Consider the following 14,865-nt stretch of genomic DNA (forward strand, 5'->3'; position numbering starts at 1 on the left):
TCATTTATCCGTTGTTTGTATGAATTTTCCTTTGAACATATTTTGTGATGGATTGTTATCTATTGACTTCAAATTCGCAAATAAATTTAAATAGATATGTGGCAATTTGTTAAATACACCCTGGCGACCATAGTAGGAATGTTTTTATTTCTACTAGTTAGTATCATTTTATTGGTAGGTATTGGTTCAGCCATGAGTTCTTCAGACTCTGAATATGAAGTAAAGGAAAATTCAATTTTAAAATTGGATTTGAATCGACCTATGGCCGAAAATGCTTCTAATGAGGATAATCCTTTCTCGGATTTCCCTAATCCATTTTTTTCAAGTACAGAAAAAGTAGGTTTAATTCAAATTCTTTCCGCCTTAGAAAGAGCTCGAGTAGATGATAAAATCAAGGGGGTTTATTTAGATGTCAGTTTTCCGATGGCCGGATATGCTCAACTTTCGGAAATTCGTGATGCTTTAGAAAAATTCAAGAAATCTGGAAAGTTCGTCTATGCTTATTCAAATTCATATTCCGAAAAGGCCTATTATTTAGCTTCTGTTTCCAATCAATTATACCTAAATCCGGCTGGTTTATTGGACTTTAATGGAATTTCAGTTCAATATATGTTCTATAAAAAGGCTTTTGATAAGTTAGAAATCGAACCGATGGTATTTCGGGTAGGAACGTATAAGTCGGCAGTTGAGCCATTTATTCGTGAGGATATGAGTCCAGAAAGCAAGGAGCAAAGCTTATCTTTTATCCGATCCATCAATCAAGTAATTTTCAATAAAATATCTCAAAGTAAAGGTATTTCAGTTCCTCGATTGGATCGAATTGCCGATAGTTTACAAGCCATGAATCCTAATAAGGCAGAGAAATTAGGGATGTTGAAATTGAGTTATTGGGATCAATTTGAATCGGTCTTAAAAAAGGCTGTTAAAATTGGAGAAAAAGAGAAGTTGACCATGGTTAAACTTTCAGAATATCTTCATGCCAAGAACCCAATACCTGAGGTAGAGGGAACTAAAAAAATAGCGGTTTTAGTGGCCGAAGGGGAGATTGTCGGAACCCGAGGGGGTGAAGGTTCGATCGGTTCAGATGATTTTGTCAAGGAGCTTCGCAAATTGCGAGATAACACTTCGGTGAAGGCCATTATTTTACGTATAGATTCACCGGGAGGCTCATCATTGGCCTCAGATATCATGTGGAGAGAAATATTATTGGCAAAGAAAGTGAAACCTGTCATTGCATCGATGTCGAATTATGCTGCATCAGGAGGATATTATATGGCTATGGGAGCTGATGCTATTGTGGCACAACCAACAACCATAACTGGGTCTATTGGTATATTTGCACAATGGTTGAATTTGGATAATTTCTTTAAAAATAAGTTGGGTATTACTCAAGACCATGTCAATACCCATGACCATTCCCACTTCCTAAATTCAGCAGGTCAATTAACAGATTTTGAAAAATCCATCATTCAAAATATGGTTAATGAGGGATATGAAAGTTTTACAAGTAAAGCTGCCTCGGGAAGAAAGATGTCCATAGAAAAATTGAAATCGTTAGCTGGTGGTCGTGTCTGGACGGGTGAACAAGCTAAAAAAATCGGATTGGTAGATGAATTAGGCGGTTTAGACAAAGCCATTGCCATAGCTGCGCAAAAGTCGAAATTGAAAGAGGGGGAATATAAAGTAGCTGTTTACCCTAAGGCTAAATCATTTTTTGAATCAGTATTAGAATCAGCCACCTCTTCCGAGGCCATGGAGCTTCGTTGGGCAAAATCGAATTTGCCTTGGGCAAAATCAGTTATTGAATTAGATCGATTGAAAAAGAGGGAAGGCTTTTTAGCTATGATGCCTTACATGATGGAATTGGAATAGAGTTTCGTGTTAAAAGATTTTAAAAGTATCTTTGAGTAAAATTTGACTTATGATTCGTAATAATTGGACCCGTGCCGAGGTGGAGGCCATTTTTAATCAACCATTTTTAGACTTGGTTTATCAGGCTGCCACCGTTCATCGTCAATTTCATGATCCCAATGAAGTTCAGATAAGTACGCTACTTTCCATTAAAACAGGAGGTTGTCCAGAGGATTGCTCCTATTGTTCTCAAGCGGCACGATATCATACCAATGTGAAAGTCCATAAGTTATTGTCTTATAATGAGGTAATTGCCGCAGCTTTACGCGCTAAAGAAAATGGAAGTTCACGGTTTTGCATGGGCGCTGCTTGGCGAGAGGTAAGAGATAATTCAGATTTTGATAAAGTTATCGACATGGTGAAGGGGGTAAATACCCTGGGCATGGAGGTTTGTTGTACCCTAGGTATGTTGAGTGAACAGCAGGCAGAACGTTTGAAAGAAGCGGGATTGTATGCTTATAATCATAATATTGATACAAGTGAAGAATATTATGATGATGTTATTTCCACACGTACCTATGACGATCGTTTGGAGACATTAGGCAATGTTCGTAAGGCAAAAATTTCTGTATGTTCGGGTGGTATTATTGGCATGGGTGAAAGCGTGGATGATCGCATAGGTATGCTATTGACATTAGCAAATTTGCCAGAGCATCCAGAATCTGTTCCTGTGAATAATTTGGTGCCCGTGGAAGGAACACCATTCGAAAATCAAAAGACAGCTTCCGTTTGGGAATTGGTGCGAGTGATTGCTACGGCTAGGATTATGATGCCTAAATCGGCAGTTCGTCTATCTGCGGGAAGATTGGAATTGAATTATGAAGGACAAGCATTCTGTTTTATGGCAGGGGCTAATTCGATTTTTTCTGGCGATGTATTATTGACAACACCTAATCCGGATGCTAAATCTGATGCTGAATTGTTTCAGATTTTAAATATTAAGCCGAAGGAGGCCTTCAAAGATGCGAAGAAACAAGGAATAGAGTTTAATCAAATCCCTAGTGCACAGGGATTAGAACATTCTCATTAAGATTAAGGTAATTTGTGTAGGGCCGGGATTTTAATCCCGGCCTTTTTTATTTTATAGCCATGGATTTTAATCCATGGCATCAAAGATCTCTCTAGCTGAGTTTGTATTAATCAATTTTCATTACCTAGCCATGGATTTAAATCCATGGCTGCATCCATGACTCTATCCATTTCATTTTGTTGGGGAGATTTCAATCTATGGCATTAAAGATCTCTCTAGTTGGGTTTGTATTAATCAATTTTCATTACCTAGCCATGGATTTAAATCCATGGCTACATCCATGGCTGCATCCATGACTCGATCGAATTCATTTTGTTGGGGAGATTTCAATCCATGGCATCAAAGATGTCTCTATCTGGGTTTGTATTAATCAATTTTCATTTCCCAGCCATGGATTTTAATCCATGGCTACATCCATGACTCGATCGAATTCATTTTGTTGGGGAGATTTCAATCCATGGCATCAAAGATGTCTCTAGCTGGGTTTGTATTAATCAATTTTCATTTCCTAGCCATGGATTTAAATCCATGGCTACATCCATGGCTACATCCATGGCTGCAGCCAGTACTCTATCCAAATCATCTTGTTGGAGAGATTTCAAACCATGGCATCAAAGATCTCTCTATCTGGTTTTGTATTAATCAATTTTCATTACCTAGCCATGGATTTTAATCCATGGCTACGTCCATGGCAGCATCCATAGCTGCATCCATGACTCGATCGAATTCATTTCGTTGGGAAGATTTCAATCCATGGCATCAAAGATCTCTCCAGCTGGGTTTGTATTAATCAATATTCATTTCCTAGCCATGGATTTTAATCCATGGCTGCATCCATGACTGCATCCATGACTATATCCATTTCATCTTGTTGGGGAGATTTCAATCTATGATGTATATGCTGATTTTTAATATAATCATAAACCTTTTTCAAACCCCATTTTGAAACTGAAAATGCAGCATATCCTGCCTGCCATTCAAGTTTTGCTTGTAAGTAATATTCTAAATTAATGTACCTAGAACTACTTCCTTTTATCTGTTTGATAATGGATGAAATGGATTTAGTTGAGCAAATAGAAAATAAACAATGAATGTGATCAGGCATGGAATTGGTGATGATGGGTTGACAATTCATCTTTTCCAACTCCAAATGAATATGCTTCAATAGGGCATCTTTCAAGTCAGGAAAGATAAGCGGCTCCCTGTTTTTTGTAGCCCATACCGCATGTACATAAATTTTTACCAAAGACCCCGGCATCTTCATGAAATTTTATCAGCGCAATATCATGAATACAAAAAAAGTTCACAATCTACTATTTGATAAATTCCATGAATCAAATAATTGCTTAGAAATTAATCTTCTAGCAAAACTTTCGACATAGTATAATGTTGTATTTCTTCAAAAAGGAGATAGGATTCTTTTACTATTTGATAACCTATACTTTGATAAAATGGGACAGCGTTTTCTCGAGCCTCAAGAATAATTTCCTTCCAATGATTCTCGATAGCCTTATGTTCAAGGTATTTCATAATTTGCTTACCAATGCCCTTGCCTTGTTGAGAACTATCCACTGCCACACATCGAACTTGCCCTTGAAGAGGACTTGATTCATGCATCCTTGCAACTCCTAAAACTTGTTTGTTTTCTGTGGCAAATACATGAATGGCATCCTGATCATCTGGTAGATGCTCAGATCCTGCAGCTTGATTCCAAGGTTCACGCAAAATCTTATATCGAAGCAAAAAATAAGCTTCCCATTCTTCAGGATTTTGTGGACTGCGTATTTCCATAAAAATAGGGTGAAAAATGTAACGCTGTCAAGGTTTTAAACCTTGACAGCGTTGAAAATTTAAACCGAAAATATCCGAATTTGGCCTATCAACCAATCAATATATTGATTATTTAGTTCAATAATCTACTACTAGATTATTTAGCAAAATTGACAGCTCGCATTTCTCGAATAACTGTCACCTTGATTTGACCAGGATATTGCATTTCCTTCTCAATTTTTTGAGAAATATCAAAGGATAGATTAGAAGCCTTCTCATCACTCACGTTTTCCGAATCAACCATGATTCTTAGCTCGCGGCCAGCTTGAATAGCATAGCACTTCTGTACTCCATCAAAGGAGGTCGCTAATGCTTCTAAATCACGTAACCGCTTCATATATGACTCCATCATTTCACGACGGGCCCCAGGTCTTGAACCTGATATCGCATCACATACTTGAATGATGGGTGATATCATTGATGTCATTTCAATTTCATCGTGGTGAGCGCCAATAGCATTACAAACCTCAGGATGCTCCTTGTATTTTTGAGCCAATTCCATACCTAATAATGCGTGAGGTAATTCAGGCTCTTCATGCCAAACCTTTCCAATATCATGCAATAAACCAGCTCGCTTGGCCAACTTAGCATTTAATCCTAATTCAGCCGCCATGGTAGCGCATAACTTGGCCACTTCACGGGAGTGTTGCAATAGGTTTTGACCATAAGAAGATCTGAACCTCATTCGGCCAATCATTTTAATTAATTCTGGATGCAATCCATGAATACCCAAATCAATCACTGTTTTTTCTCCAATCTCAATGATTTCATCTTCAATATTCTTCTTCGTCTTATTGACAACCTCTTCGATACGAGCCGGATGGATACGACCATCTTGAACTAAGCGGTGAAGCGACAATCGGGCAATCTCTCTACGAACTGGATCGAAGCCTGAGATGATAATGGCTTCAGGTGTATCATCAACAATAAACTCAACTCCAGTAGCGGCCTCTAAGGCACGAATATTTCTACCTTCCCTTCCAATGATTTTTCCTTTAACATCATCCGATTCAATGTTGAAAACTGATACGCAGTTTTCAATCGCATTTTCAGCTGCTGTACGTTGAATGGTTTCGATAACGACTTTTTTAGCCTCTTTGGTAGCTGTTAATTTAGCCTCTTCAATAGCTTGTTTTACCAATGAACTTGCCTTACTTTCTGCTTCTGCTTTTAATGCATCCATGATTTGTTGGCGCGCCTCATCAGCTGATAAACCCGCAATTTTTTCCAATTGACTAATTTGATTAGCCAACATTGCCTCAGCATCTAATCGCTTTTTCTCAACGTCCTCTAATTTCTTGCGGTAATTTTCCTCTTTGGATTGTAAACTTTGCTTTTGAGATTGTAAGTCTTGATCAGCCTGTCTTTGTTGCTCTTGTTGTTGAGCCAATTGACGCTCCTTCTCCCGTAATTTTTGCTCATTTTCTAGCAAAATACCCTTTTTGTTTTGAGTCTCTTCCTCAAATTCAGCTCTCAAGCGAAGGAAATTTTCCTTTGCTTCTAACATACGGTCTTTCTTAAGATTTTCGGCAGAGATTTCTGCATTTTTGAGGATGTCCTCCGCCTTTCTTTTGGCATCGTCCTCTATGTTTTTATTCACCTTAGAAAAGAATACTTTTCCAGTAAATACACCACCCGCTAAAAAAACGATGGCTATAACTATTTCTATTATCATGGAACCTATGGGTTTATGTACTTTGGTTCCGTACTTACTGAATCAAGAAAAAGGGGATTATAAGGCGTAAATTTCAGTCAATTCTAACAATTGCTTGTTTTCATTCAGTATGTTGGACTCTAATGAACGATGCTGTTCATCAAATTTTATGCCACACATGGCTAAATCCAAGGCTACCAAAGCCATTACGGCACTTGGATCTGAACTATTTGTCTGTTGTTCATAGTATTTGACTAATCTGTTCACCAAATTGGCGGCATTCCTTACGCAGGCCTCTTCTTGTGGATCAACCTTCATTGCGATGGTTTGAATGCCCAAAATTAGATTACATGGTAGGTTTTGGCTCATGGTTGACGCAATTGCTCAATACACTGATCTATTTTTACGATATATTCGTCTAACTTTTCCTTCAGTTCAGCAGTCGGCACCGCTGTGTTATCTGTATTAACTACAATTTTAACAATTTTATCTGATTTTTTAAAGTTTTTCTCCAATTCTTTTAAACGCCTCTGCGACCGATTAAGCTCCTCAGTTTTGATATCTAGCTTATCTTGTACCAAGCGTAATTGTTGAGCCAATTCACGAATCGTTCCTTCATTTTCCTGCAAACGAGTAACCATCTGACTGATTTTTAGTCGGAGGCTCAAGTATTGCATTTTAATGTCCTGCTTCATGAACGGAAGAAAATTATCAATTTCTTAGTCTAGGTTTCAAGCCTCTCCACTGGAACTCTTTCACACATAGAAAAACTAAAAGTACAAATAATCCAGTATTTTGGGTAAAGAACTTAGGTAGTGGAATCTGACTTAGGTATGAACCTGAATAGATGGCTAGGGCTCCCAAGCTTAAATAGACCAATGCCCCCTTCCAACGATAGGGTGCTGGATCATAGTATTGTCCTCCCGCATAGCATAACAGGGTCATGGTGATACTAGACAATAGAAACGAATAGGCACAGGCCATATATCCATAGCTAGGTATCCAATAGATATTCCCCAAGATGGTAACCGCTAATCCAACCAAGGTAATAATGGTTCCCATATAGGTCTTATTCGTTTGTTTGAACCATACGGATTGCGTGTAATAGATACCCAAAAATAAATTCGCCAGCAATAAAATAGGGACAACATCTATACCTTCCCAATAAATGGCTTTTTTAAGAAATAACTTTTGAATCCAAAATAAATTGGAAGAAACACCTACCCATAAAATGGTGCAAACGATCACAAACCAATGCGTCACCAAGGCTAAATTTTCTTTGTTGTTCGCATTGTTTTTCTTTCCAAGAAAAAAGGGTTCTGCAGAATATTTGAATGCTTGAATCGCTAAGCTCATGAATACCGAAAGCTTATAGCAATTGCCATAAATTCCCAAGGCATCCTGGGAACTTTGACCTGGATAAAAATCTTCAGGCAGATATTCCTCCAATAATAACCTGTCAAACATCACATTGAACATAGCGGCTAAACTCATGAACATGATCGGATAGGAGTAAATCCAAAGCGATTTAAATTCTTTCCAATCCCATTCCCAACGATATGATTTGAATTCTGTACCTAACCAATAAAATAAACTTGCATTGGCAATTAAATTGGCCATAAAAATATATCCTGCTCCAATGGAAGGGTCATATAAATCTCGTAAAAAATGTGGCCAAGTACCTCCCCAAATGCCATCATGTAAAGGTTTTAAACCGACTAAGAAAAATAAGTTTAAACCTACATTGATTAAAATAGATATGATTTTGGCTAGTACGAATTTCTTAATCTTTTGTTCCAACCTTAATCTTGCAAAGGGGATGGCCGTTATTGCGTCAATGGCCAAAATGAGAGCCAGCCATTTGAGAAAAATACCTTTCCCTGCATAACCTAGCTGTGCCATTAATGGCTCAGAAAATAGAAATAAAATAAGGGTAAACAAGCCTGAGGTGATGATGATAGCCGATAAAATCAGGTTGTAATATTTCTGAGGAGCCTCTTTCGCAAAGCGGAAATAAGCGGTTTCCATGCCGTACATGTAGACAATGTTGGCGATGGCCATATATCCATACAGCTTGACATTGATGCCTAATTCAGCAGGTAAAAATGCCCATGTATGTACAAATACCAGTAAAAAATTGAGCGAACGACCTAAGATGGTACTGAATCCGTAGGAAAGGGTCTCGCCTGCTAATTTTTTGAGTATGGACATAGGTTGATGTTACCAAAAACCAAAGTTACATTTTTTAATCAGGAATGAAGGGTGCTTGAATAGATTTAAGTAGGGTCAAGACCTTTTATTATTGTTTTTGATATCCAATTGTTTGATAGAAATGCTCGGCATAATTTTCACTCAATGGAATATGATTTTCCCCAATCTTGATTTTTTGATTGCGGATAGACTCTACCTTTTTCAATGAAACAATGAAAGATTTATGAATTCGAAGAAAATCTGAAGAAGGCAGTTTTTCCTCTATGGACTTCATTGTCATCCGACAAACCACCGGGAATTTCTGCGTCTTTAAATGAATTTTGATATAGTCCTTTAATCCTTCTATGTATAAAATATCATCCAACATGATTTTCATCAAAGAGTAATCAGCATGTATAAAGATGTATTCCAATTTATTGGTGTCTGCAACTTGCAGACCAATCGATTTTTTACTTTTGTAGAAATCTAGGGCCTTATTGGTGGCCTTCAGGAAGCGCTCAAAAGAGATAGGTTTTAACACATAATCCACCACATCCAAGTTAAAACCCTCTATCGCATACTGCTGATAAGCGGTTACAAAAATGACCATGGGTTTTTGAGTCAGCCCTTCTAGGAATTGAACTCCCGTTAAACCAGGCATTTGAATGTCTAAGAAAATTAAATCTACCGGTGTTTTTTGTAAAAACTCCATGGCCTCAAAGGCATTCCGACAACGGGCTTCTAATTTCAGAAAAGGTATTTTGGCAATATTATCTTCCAATAAATCTAAAGCCAAACTCTCATCGTCCACCGCAATACAACGTAAAATGGTGGAAGAAACTTCTGTAAATTTTTCGTTTGAGACCTCTTCTGACATAATTACATGTGTTGTATTTCTAGTTCAATCTGGTAGTATTCACCCTCTTCGCTAATCTTCAATTGATGCTTATCGGGATAAAGTAATTCTAATCTACGCTTTACATTGGTCAATCCAATACCCGAGCTATCATCTTTTTTCTCACTCTTTTGTGAACTTACTTTATTTTTAACTCCAAAGTATAATTTTTCATTGTCATCCAACAAGGTGATTTCAATGATAGGATTCATCACCATACCTACCCCATGTTTGAAAGCATTTTCTACAAATGGAATCAATAACATAGGTTCAATGGAATTAGGGGTATCTGCTAATTTATGGTTGAATGTAATCTCGATATCATTCCCAAAACGGATTTTTTGTAATTCAATGTAGTTTTCTAAATACACCATTTCTTTACTAATCGCTACTTTCGCATCCGTCGTTTCATAAATCATGTAGCGCATTAATTCAGATAATTTGATGACCACCGATTCCACCATTTCTGGCTTTCTTCTAGACAAGGAAACAATGCTGTTCAAGACATTGAACATGAAATGGGGGCTAATTTGCGACCTTAAAAAAGATAATTCTGATTTCAATCGCTCGTTTTCCTCCTCTTTTTGAATTTCCTTCTCTTTTAAATTATCTGATAAGAAACGATAAGATACGCCAATAGCTACAATAAATAATAATTGGAAAATGGTACCCATAAAAGGCCCTCTTCTAAACCCACTCCCACGCCCCTTGACATGTTCTGTAATAATAATCAATTCTTGCAATTGATAATACAACCAAATCATTCCAGGGATAGCAATCGACAATATTATCAAATATAGAATGATCCCTTTTTTCTTTAAAATCTTGGGTATAAGTATTTCCGTATTTAAATAGAAGAAAGGAATATTACTGAAAGCGAAGGCAATAAAGAAAGTAGTCCAAGAATTATAACGTTGTAATGCCTGAGGATCAGTTGTGTTAGGACTTGGCCGCATCCAATAGGGTAAGGCTAAGAAACATGCCCAGAATATGACATGAAGTAAAATGGGTTTGAATCTAAAAATTTTATTTGGCATCGTTTTTAGGGTACATCGAACTCAAATTAACTTAATAATTCTTATATTTCTCATAAATTTTCTACCATATTCCCAATTGTGCCGATGAAGTAGCCAATTGATTTTTCGGTAGAAATGAAATTTAAACCAACGATTACCCAAACCTACATTTAAAAAAATGAAAAAACTTTTCCTCCTTCTGTTAATGCCTTGTGTATCATGGGCCCAACAGGAGATACCTCTCAATGACCTTCGTGCATTTGATCAACCCAGTAGTAATTGGACCATTGAACAAGCTGTAAAGGCCAATTTCACAGACACCTCCTTTCAAGTTAGTGCTGGGAAAGGAATCTTAGTCAACACCTTAAGAAATGGAAAATACAAGCGTTCCGATGATTTAAAATTTAAATTAAATCACGGAGATATTCGTTTAATGCTTGATTTCATGCTTCCGAAGGGGGCTAATTCAGGCATCTATTTACAAGGTCGATATGAAGTTCAACTTTTTGATTCCTTCGCTAAAAAACAAAGGATGAAGTTTGGCGATTGTGGAGGAATCTACGAAAGATGGGATGATGCCAGAGGTAAAGGAAATGAAGGTTACGAAGGGTATGCCCCTCGTCAAAATGCCTGCAAAGCTCCTGGATTATGGCAAAGCATTGAAATAGATTTTCAAGCTCCTAGATTTGATGCCGCTGGAAAAAAGATCAAAAATGCTGTAATTAAAAAGGTGATTCTTAATGGAATTTTAGTTCAGGAAAACATCGAAGTTTCCGGTATGACTCGTGGAGCTTTGTTTGAAAAGGAAGCAGCCATGGGGCCAATTATCATTCAAGGAGACCATGGACCTATTGCCTTCAAAAACTTACGTTATGAAACATACGAAAAGCCTACTGTAAGTCTAGGCGATTTGAATTATTCATATTATGAAGGGGCCTTCACTAATCTTCAAGCCAATAATGCCATTCCTTTGTTGAAAGCTAAGGCAACAGAAATTACGGGTAAGACCATTAAAGTGCAGAAGGACTTTTTGTTGGTTTACGAAGGAGAATTAAACGTTCCTGAGGCAGATACCTATGAATTTATTACAAACTGGACCGGAAAGGGTCGCTTGGAAGTGGATGGTCAAGTATTGAATCAAGGAGATTATTGGTATACTGACCGTGTGAGTCAATCCAAAGCATTAAGCGCAGGAAAACATACTTTTAAATTAAGCTTTAGTAAGGATTTTTCTTGGGGTAATAGAGCCCTGGGCCTATTTGTAAAAAGGATTGGTTCACATACCGTGGCCTTGCATGCTAGAACTTCTTTACCGGATCCTGAAGCAGTGGGATTAATTGAAGTGAAAGCTGAGTCGGAACCTGTTTATCAGCGTTCCTTTGCCTTTCATCAAGGGGTCAAAAAGACACATGTCATTCATGTAGGTGATCCTGCTGGAGTACATTTTTCTTATGATTTAAATCAAGGAGGCTTGATGCAAGTTTGGCGTGGTAAATTCTTGAATGCTACACAAATGTGGGAAAATAGGGGAGAGCCGCAGACCGCAGAACCCTTGGGCTTAAATCAAGTTTTGGATGCTAAGTTTCCTTTGGTTATCAGTGGACAAGCGCAACCCGATTCCGTTAATAATGCTCAATGGATGTATAAAGGATATCGAATACACCAAGGTAGACCTGTTTTTATGTACCAATGGGATAATGTACTTTTAGAGGATAATTTGGTGCCCAATTCGAATGGTACAGGTTGGACTAGGACTCTTTCTTGGAAGGCGAAACAAGGATCAAATCCATCTTTTGATTTAATTCTAGGTACAAGTACCTCCGTGGTGAAGGTTCAACCGGGTTTGATTTCATTGGATGGGAATCAATATTTTGTCCAATGGAATGGAGGGTCTGAGACGGTCCAAAGTTTAAGCAATGGCAAACAACAAGTTCGAATTCCCGCCCAAGGAAACAGTATTTCATATCAAGTGATTTGGTAAACCTTATTTTAACATGAAACATACAATAAGCATCTTATTAATATGCATATCGACTTTTGCACTGGCCCAAAATCCAGCTGCAAAAACAGAAAAGGATTTTTATGAAATAAAAACCTTACCCATTCCCCAAGATATTTATTTAGAAATCGGAGGAATTGCCACCATGCCTGATGGTCGTTTGGGTGTAAGTACGCGAAGGGGAGAAATTTGGATTATCGAGAATCCCTACCAAAAAGATAGCCACCAAACATACTACCGTCGATTTGCCAGTGGTATGCACGAAATATTAGGTTTAGCCTATAAGGATGGTGCTTTTTATTGCTCACAACGGGGCGAATTAACCAAAGTGTCAGATACCGACCGAGATGGAGGGGCAGATCGCTATGAACCAATCTACCAATTTCAGCTTTCTGGAAATTACCATGAATACACCTATGGGCCGGTATTCGATAAAAATGGAGATATGTGGGTTACCCTTAATTTAGCATGGGTAGGCTTTGGAGAAGGTAAGTTTTCAAAATGGAGAGGCTGGTTAGTGAAGATTAGTCCTGATGGGAAATTAGAACCTTTTGCCGCAGGTTTACGCTCGCCAGCAGGTTATAGCATTAACCAAGAAGGAGATATTTTTTACGGTGAAAACCAAGGTGACTGGGTTGGGTCTGGTCGAGTGACGCATTTAGCAAAAGGTGATTTTGCGGGCAATCCAGGAGGATTAAAATGGGCCAAAGAACCGAATAGTCCTTTTAAGTTGACTTTGGAAGAAATTCCAGATAATGGCGCTCCGATGTTTGAGGCGGCCAAAAAAGTGAAAAACTTGAAGCTTCCTGCCGTTTGGTTCCCGCATGCTATCATGGGTATTTCCACTTCGGATATTTTGCAAGATACCACAGGTGGCAAGTTTAGTCCATTCCCAGGTCAGTACTTCGTGGCAGACCAAGGGCAATCCAAAGTGATGCGTATGGGTTTGGAGAAAGTGAATGGTGTCTATCAAGGTTTTTGCATTAATTACCGAGAGGGTTTTCAATCCGGTATTTTACGGGAACGTTTTGGTTTAGATGGAAGTATGTTTGTAGGTATGACCTCCCGCGGGTGGGGGTCTACGGGTAAAGATAATTTTGGTTTACAACGCTTGATTTGGAATGGAATAACCCCTTTCGAAATTAATATGATTGAAGCCAGATCGGATGGATTTGAAATTAGCTTTACGCAAGCAGTGGATGTGAACTCAGTAAAAAAAGCAGCTTCTTATGCCCTAAGGTCCTATATCTACAAATACCACCATCAATATGGTAGCCCCATTATTGATGTAAAAGACCTGACGATAAAAGGCATTGTGGTGTCCCCAGATAAAAAGAAAGTTCGATTCGTTTTGGATAATGTTCGTCAATATTTCATACATGAATTTAAATTGACAGGGGTAAAAAATGAGGCAGGAGAACCTTTACTACACGAAACGGCATATTATACTTTGAATCAAATTCCTTCTGGTGATAAAGTCGTTTTGAATGCATCCAATAGCCCAGTTGTGGAAAAAGTGGTGGTTGAGAAAAAGGTTTCTAAAGTGGAAAACGCGAAAAGCTCAACAATAATTTCAGATAATGAAGCCATGGCATTATTGAAGAAACATACCTGCGTCGCTTGCCATGCGCGTGAAGAGAAATTAATAGGCCCTTCGTTTACCGATATTTCTAAAAGGAAATACAGTGACAAACAAATTTTAGCATTGGTTTACAAGCCTAATCCTAAAAACTGGCCAGACTTTGCCACTGAAATGGCGCCTATGTCACACGTTCCAGCTAAAGATGTTTTAAAAATTGCTTCCTGGATTAATGGCCTAACGCAGAAAAGAGCTAATGACGCCTTGATAAATCGCGATTAAAGCATAAAAAAAGTCTCCTTGAAAAAGGAGACTTTTTTATTTAAGTAGAAAAGGATTAAGCTTTTGGTTTTACAGATCCCGAAATCATTAAAATAATTTGGGAAGTAGAACCATTGTTTATCACCGTTATTGTTTTACTAAAGTTACCTGGTCTACCTGTTGAGTTGTATGACGCAGTAACCTTTCCAGTTTTACCTGGCATTATCGGTTCTCTTGTCCAATCTGGGGTGGTACAACCACAAGAAGGCTGAACATTTGAAATAACTACAGGTGCATTACCTGTATTCGTGAATTCAAAGCTGTAGGTTGCTTGAACTCCTTCAGCAATGGTGCCGAAATCGTGCTTTTCTTTTTTGAATTTTAAAGTTCCTTGGGCGTTGGATTGAAATGCAAAACCTACTAACAAAGCCAAAATACCAATTAATTTTTTCATGCTTTTTCGTTTGAAATTTTTCAATGTATGGATAGCAAAGCTATAA

General features: G+C 37.9%; 13 protein-coding genes. 4 read left to right on the top strand and 9 right to left on the bottom strand.

The features are described 5' to 3' along the window. Positions 1-96 precede the first annotated feature (96 nt). Together sppA and bioB are read left to right on the top strand one after the other, a co-directional pair. A complete protein-coding gene (gene sppA, locus ACST15_RS08240) occupies positions 97-1,872 on the top strand; it encodes a signal peptide peptidase SppA (protein ID WP_459454178.1) in 1,776 nt (591 codons plus the stop codon). A gap of 49 nt (positions 1,873-1,921) precedes the next feature. Continuing rightward, a complete protein-coding gene (bioB, locus tag ACST15_RS08245; RefSeq protein WP_459454179.1) occupies positions 1,922-2,941 on the top strand; it encodes a biotin synthase BioB in 1,020 nt (339 codons plus the stop codon). Between the two features lie 817 nt (positions 2,942-3,758). Here bioB and tnpA read toward each other — a convergent pair. From tnpA to ACST15_RS08285, 8 genes are all read right to left on the bottom strand, one after another. Beyond that, positions 3,759-4,205 (bottom strand): IS200/IS605 family transposase, encoded by a 447-nt coding sequence (gene tnpA / locus ACST15_RS08250; protein ID WP_459454180.1) that lies wholly within the window; start codon positions 4,203-4,205, stop codon positions 3,759-3,761. 89 nt (positions 4,206-4,294) lie between these two features. Next, the gene (locus tag ACST15_RS08255; RefSeq protein WP_459454181.1) at positions 4,295-4,732 is read right to left on the bottom strand and encodes a GNAT family N-acetyltransferase; all 438 of its coding nucleotides are present in this window, start codon (positions 4,730-4,732) and stop codon (positions 4,295-4,297) included. 136 nt (positions 4,733-4,868) lie between these two features. Then, positions 4,869-6,446, bottom strand: a complete 1,578-nt coding sequence (gene rny, locus ACST15_RS08260; RefSeq protein WP_459454182.1) for a ribonuclease Y — start codon at positions 6,444-6,446, stop codon at positions 4,869-4,871. A gap of 57 nt (positions 6,447-6,503) precedes the next feature. Further along, the gene (locus ACST15_RS08265; RefSeq protein ID WP_459454183.1) at positions 6,504-6,794 is read right to left on the bottom strand and encodes a cell division protein ZapA; all 291 of its coding nucleotides are present in this window, start codon (positions 6,792-6,794) and stop codon (positions 6,504-6,506) included. Further along, positions 6,791-7,120: a hypothetical protein gene (locus tag ACST15_RS08270; protein WP_459454184.1), complete on the bottom strand. Its 330-nt coding sequence runs from the start codon at positions 7,118-7,120 to the stop codon at positions 6,791-6,793. Before ACST15_RS08270 ends, ACST15_RS08265 begins: the two co-directional genes overlap by 4 nt. Before the next feature lie 16 nt (positions 7,121-7,136). After that, complete coding sequence (locus tag ACST15_RS08275) at positions 7,137-8,636, bottom strand: lipopolysaccharide biosynthesis protein (protein WP_459454185.1); 1,500 nt, start codon at positions 8,634-8,636, stop codon at positions 7,137-7,139. An 88-nt stretch (positions 8,637-8,724) separates the two neighbouring features. After that, positions 8,725-9,492, bottom strand: coding sequence for a LytR/AlgR family response regulator transcription factor (locus ACST15_RS08280; protein WP_459454186.1), 768 nt, complete (start codon positions 9,490-9,492; stop codon positions 8,725-8,727). 2 nt (positions 9,493-9,494) lie between these two features. Next, positions 9,495-10,547: a sensor histidine kinase gene (locus tag ACST15_RS08285; protein ID WP_459454187.1), complete on the bottom strand. Its 1,053-nt coding sequence runs from the start codon at positions 10,545-10,547 to the stop codon at positions 9,495-9,497. A 157-nt stretch (positions 10,548-10,704) separates the two neighbouring features. Between ACST15_RS08285 and ACST15_RS08290 the strand changes: the two genes are divergently transcribed. Both ACST15_RS08290 and ACST15_RS08295 read left to right on the top strand, forming a co-directional pair. Next, positions 10,705-12,507 (top strand): family 16 glycoside hydrolase, encoded by a 1,803-nt coding sequence (locus tag ACST15_RS08290; protein ID WP_459454188.1) that lies wholly within the window; start codon positions 10,705-10,707, stop codon positions 12,505-12,507. Positions 12,508-12,520: 13 nt separating this feature from the next. After that, positions 12,521-14,386, top strand: coding sequence for a hypothetical protein (locus tag ACST15_RS08295; RefSeq protein WP_459454189.1), 1,866 nt, complete (start codon positions 12,521-12,523; stop codon positions 14,384-14,386). Positions 14,387-14,441: 55 nt separating this feature from the next. Here ACST15_RS08295 and ACST15_RS08300 read toward each other — a convergent pair whose 3' ends face one another. Further along, positions 14,442-14,819: a DUF1573 domain-containing protein gene (locus tag ACST15_RS08300; RefSeq protein ID WP_129026463.1), complete on the bottom strand. Its 378-nt coding sequence runs from the start codon at positions 14,817-14,819 to the stop codon at positions 14,442-14,444. Positions 14,820-14,865: the final 46 nt, after the last annotated feature.

Source organism: Aquirufa sp. Wall-65K1, from assembly GCF_054558475.1.

Coding starts and splice junctions, on each gene's coding strand:
- bioB (WP_459454179.1), top strand. CDS start 1,922: ATGATTCGTAATAATTGGACCCGTGCCGAGGTGGAGGCCATTTTTAAT.
- tnpA (WP_459454180.1), bottom strand. CDS start 4,205: ATGAAGATGCCGGGGTCTTTGGTAAAAATTTATGTACATGCGGTATGG.
- ACST15_RS08275 (WP_459454185.1), bottom strand. CDS start 8,636: ATGTCCATACTCAAAAAATTAGCAGGCGAGACCCTTTCCTACGGATTC.
- sppA (WP_459454178.1), top strand. CDS start 97: ATGTGGCAATTTGTTAAATACACCCTGGCGACCATAGTAGGAATGTTT.
- ACST15_RS08255 (WP_459454181.1), bottom strand. CDS start 4,732: ATGGAAATACGCAGTCCACAAAATCCTGAAGAATGGGAAGCTTATTTT.
- ACST15_RS08285 (WP_459454187.1), bottom strand. CDS start 10,547: ATGCCAAATAAAATTTTTAGATTCAAACCCATTTTACTTCATGTCATA.
- ACST15_RS08280 (WP_459454186.1), bottom strand. CDS start 9,492: ATGTCAGAAGAGGTCTCAAACGAAAAATTTACAGAAGTTTCTTCCACC.
- rny (WP_459454182.1), bottom strand. CDS start 6,446: ATGATAATAGAAATAGTTATAGCCATCGTTTTTTTAGCGGGTGGTGTA.
- ACST15_RS08300 (WP_129026463.1), bottom strand. CDS start 14,819: ATGAAAAAATTAATTGGTATTTTGGCTTTGTTAGTAGGTTTTGCATTT.
- ACST15_RS08290 (WP_459454188.1), top strand. CDS start 10,705: ATGAAAAAACTTTTCCTCCTTCTGTTAATGCCTTGTGTATCATGGGCC.
- ACST15_RS08295 (WP_459454189.1), top strand. CDS start 12,521: ATGAAACATACAATAAGCATCTTATTAATATGCATATCGACTTTTGCA.
- ACST15_RS08265 (WP_459454183.1), bottom strand. CDS start 6,794: ATGAGCCAAAACCTACCATGTAATCTAATTTTGGGCATTCAAACCATC.
- ACST15_RS08270 (WP_459454184.1), bottom strand. CDS start 7,120: ATGAAGCAGGACATTAAAATGCAATACTTGAGCCTCCGACTAAAAATC.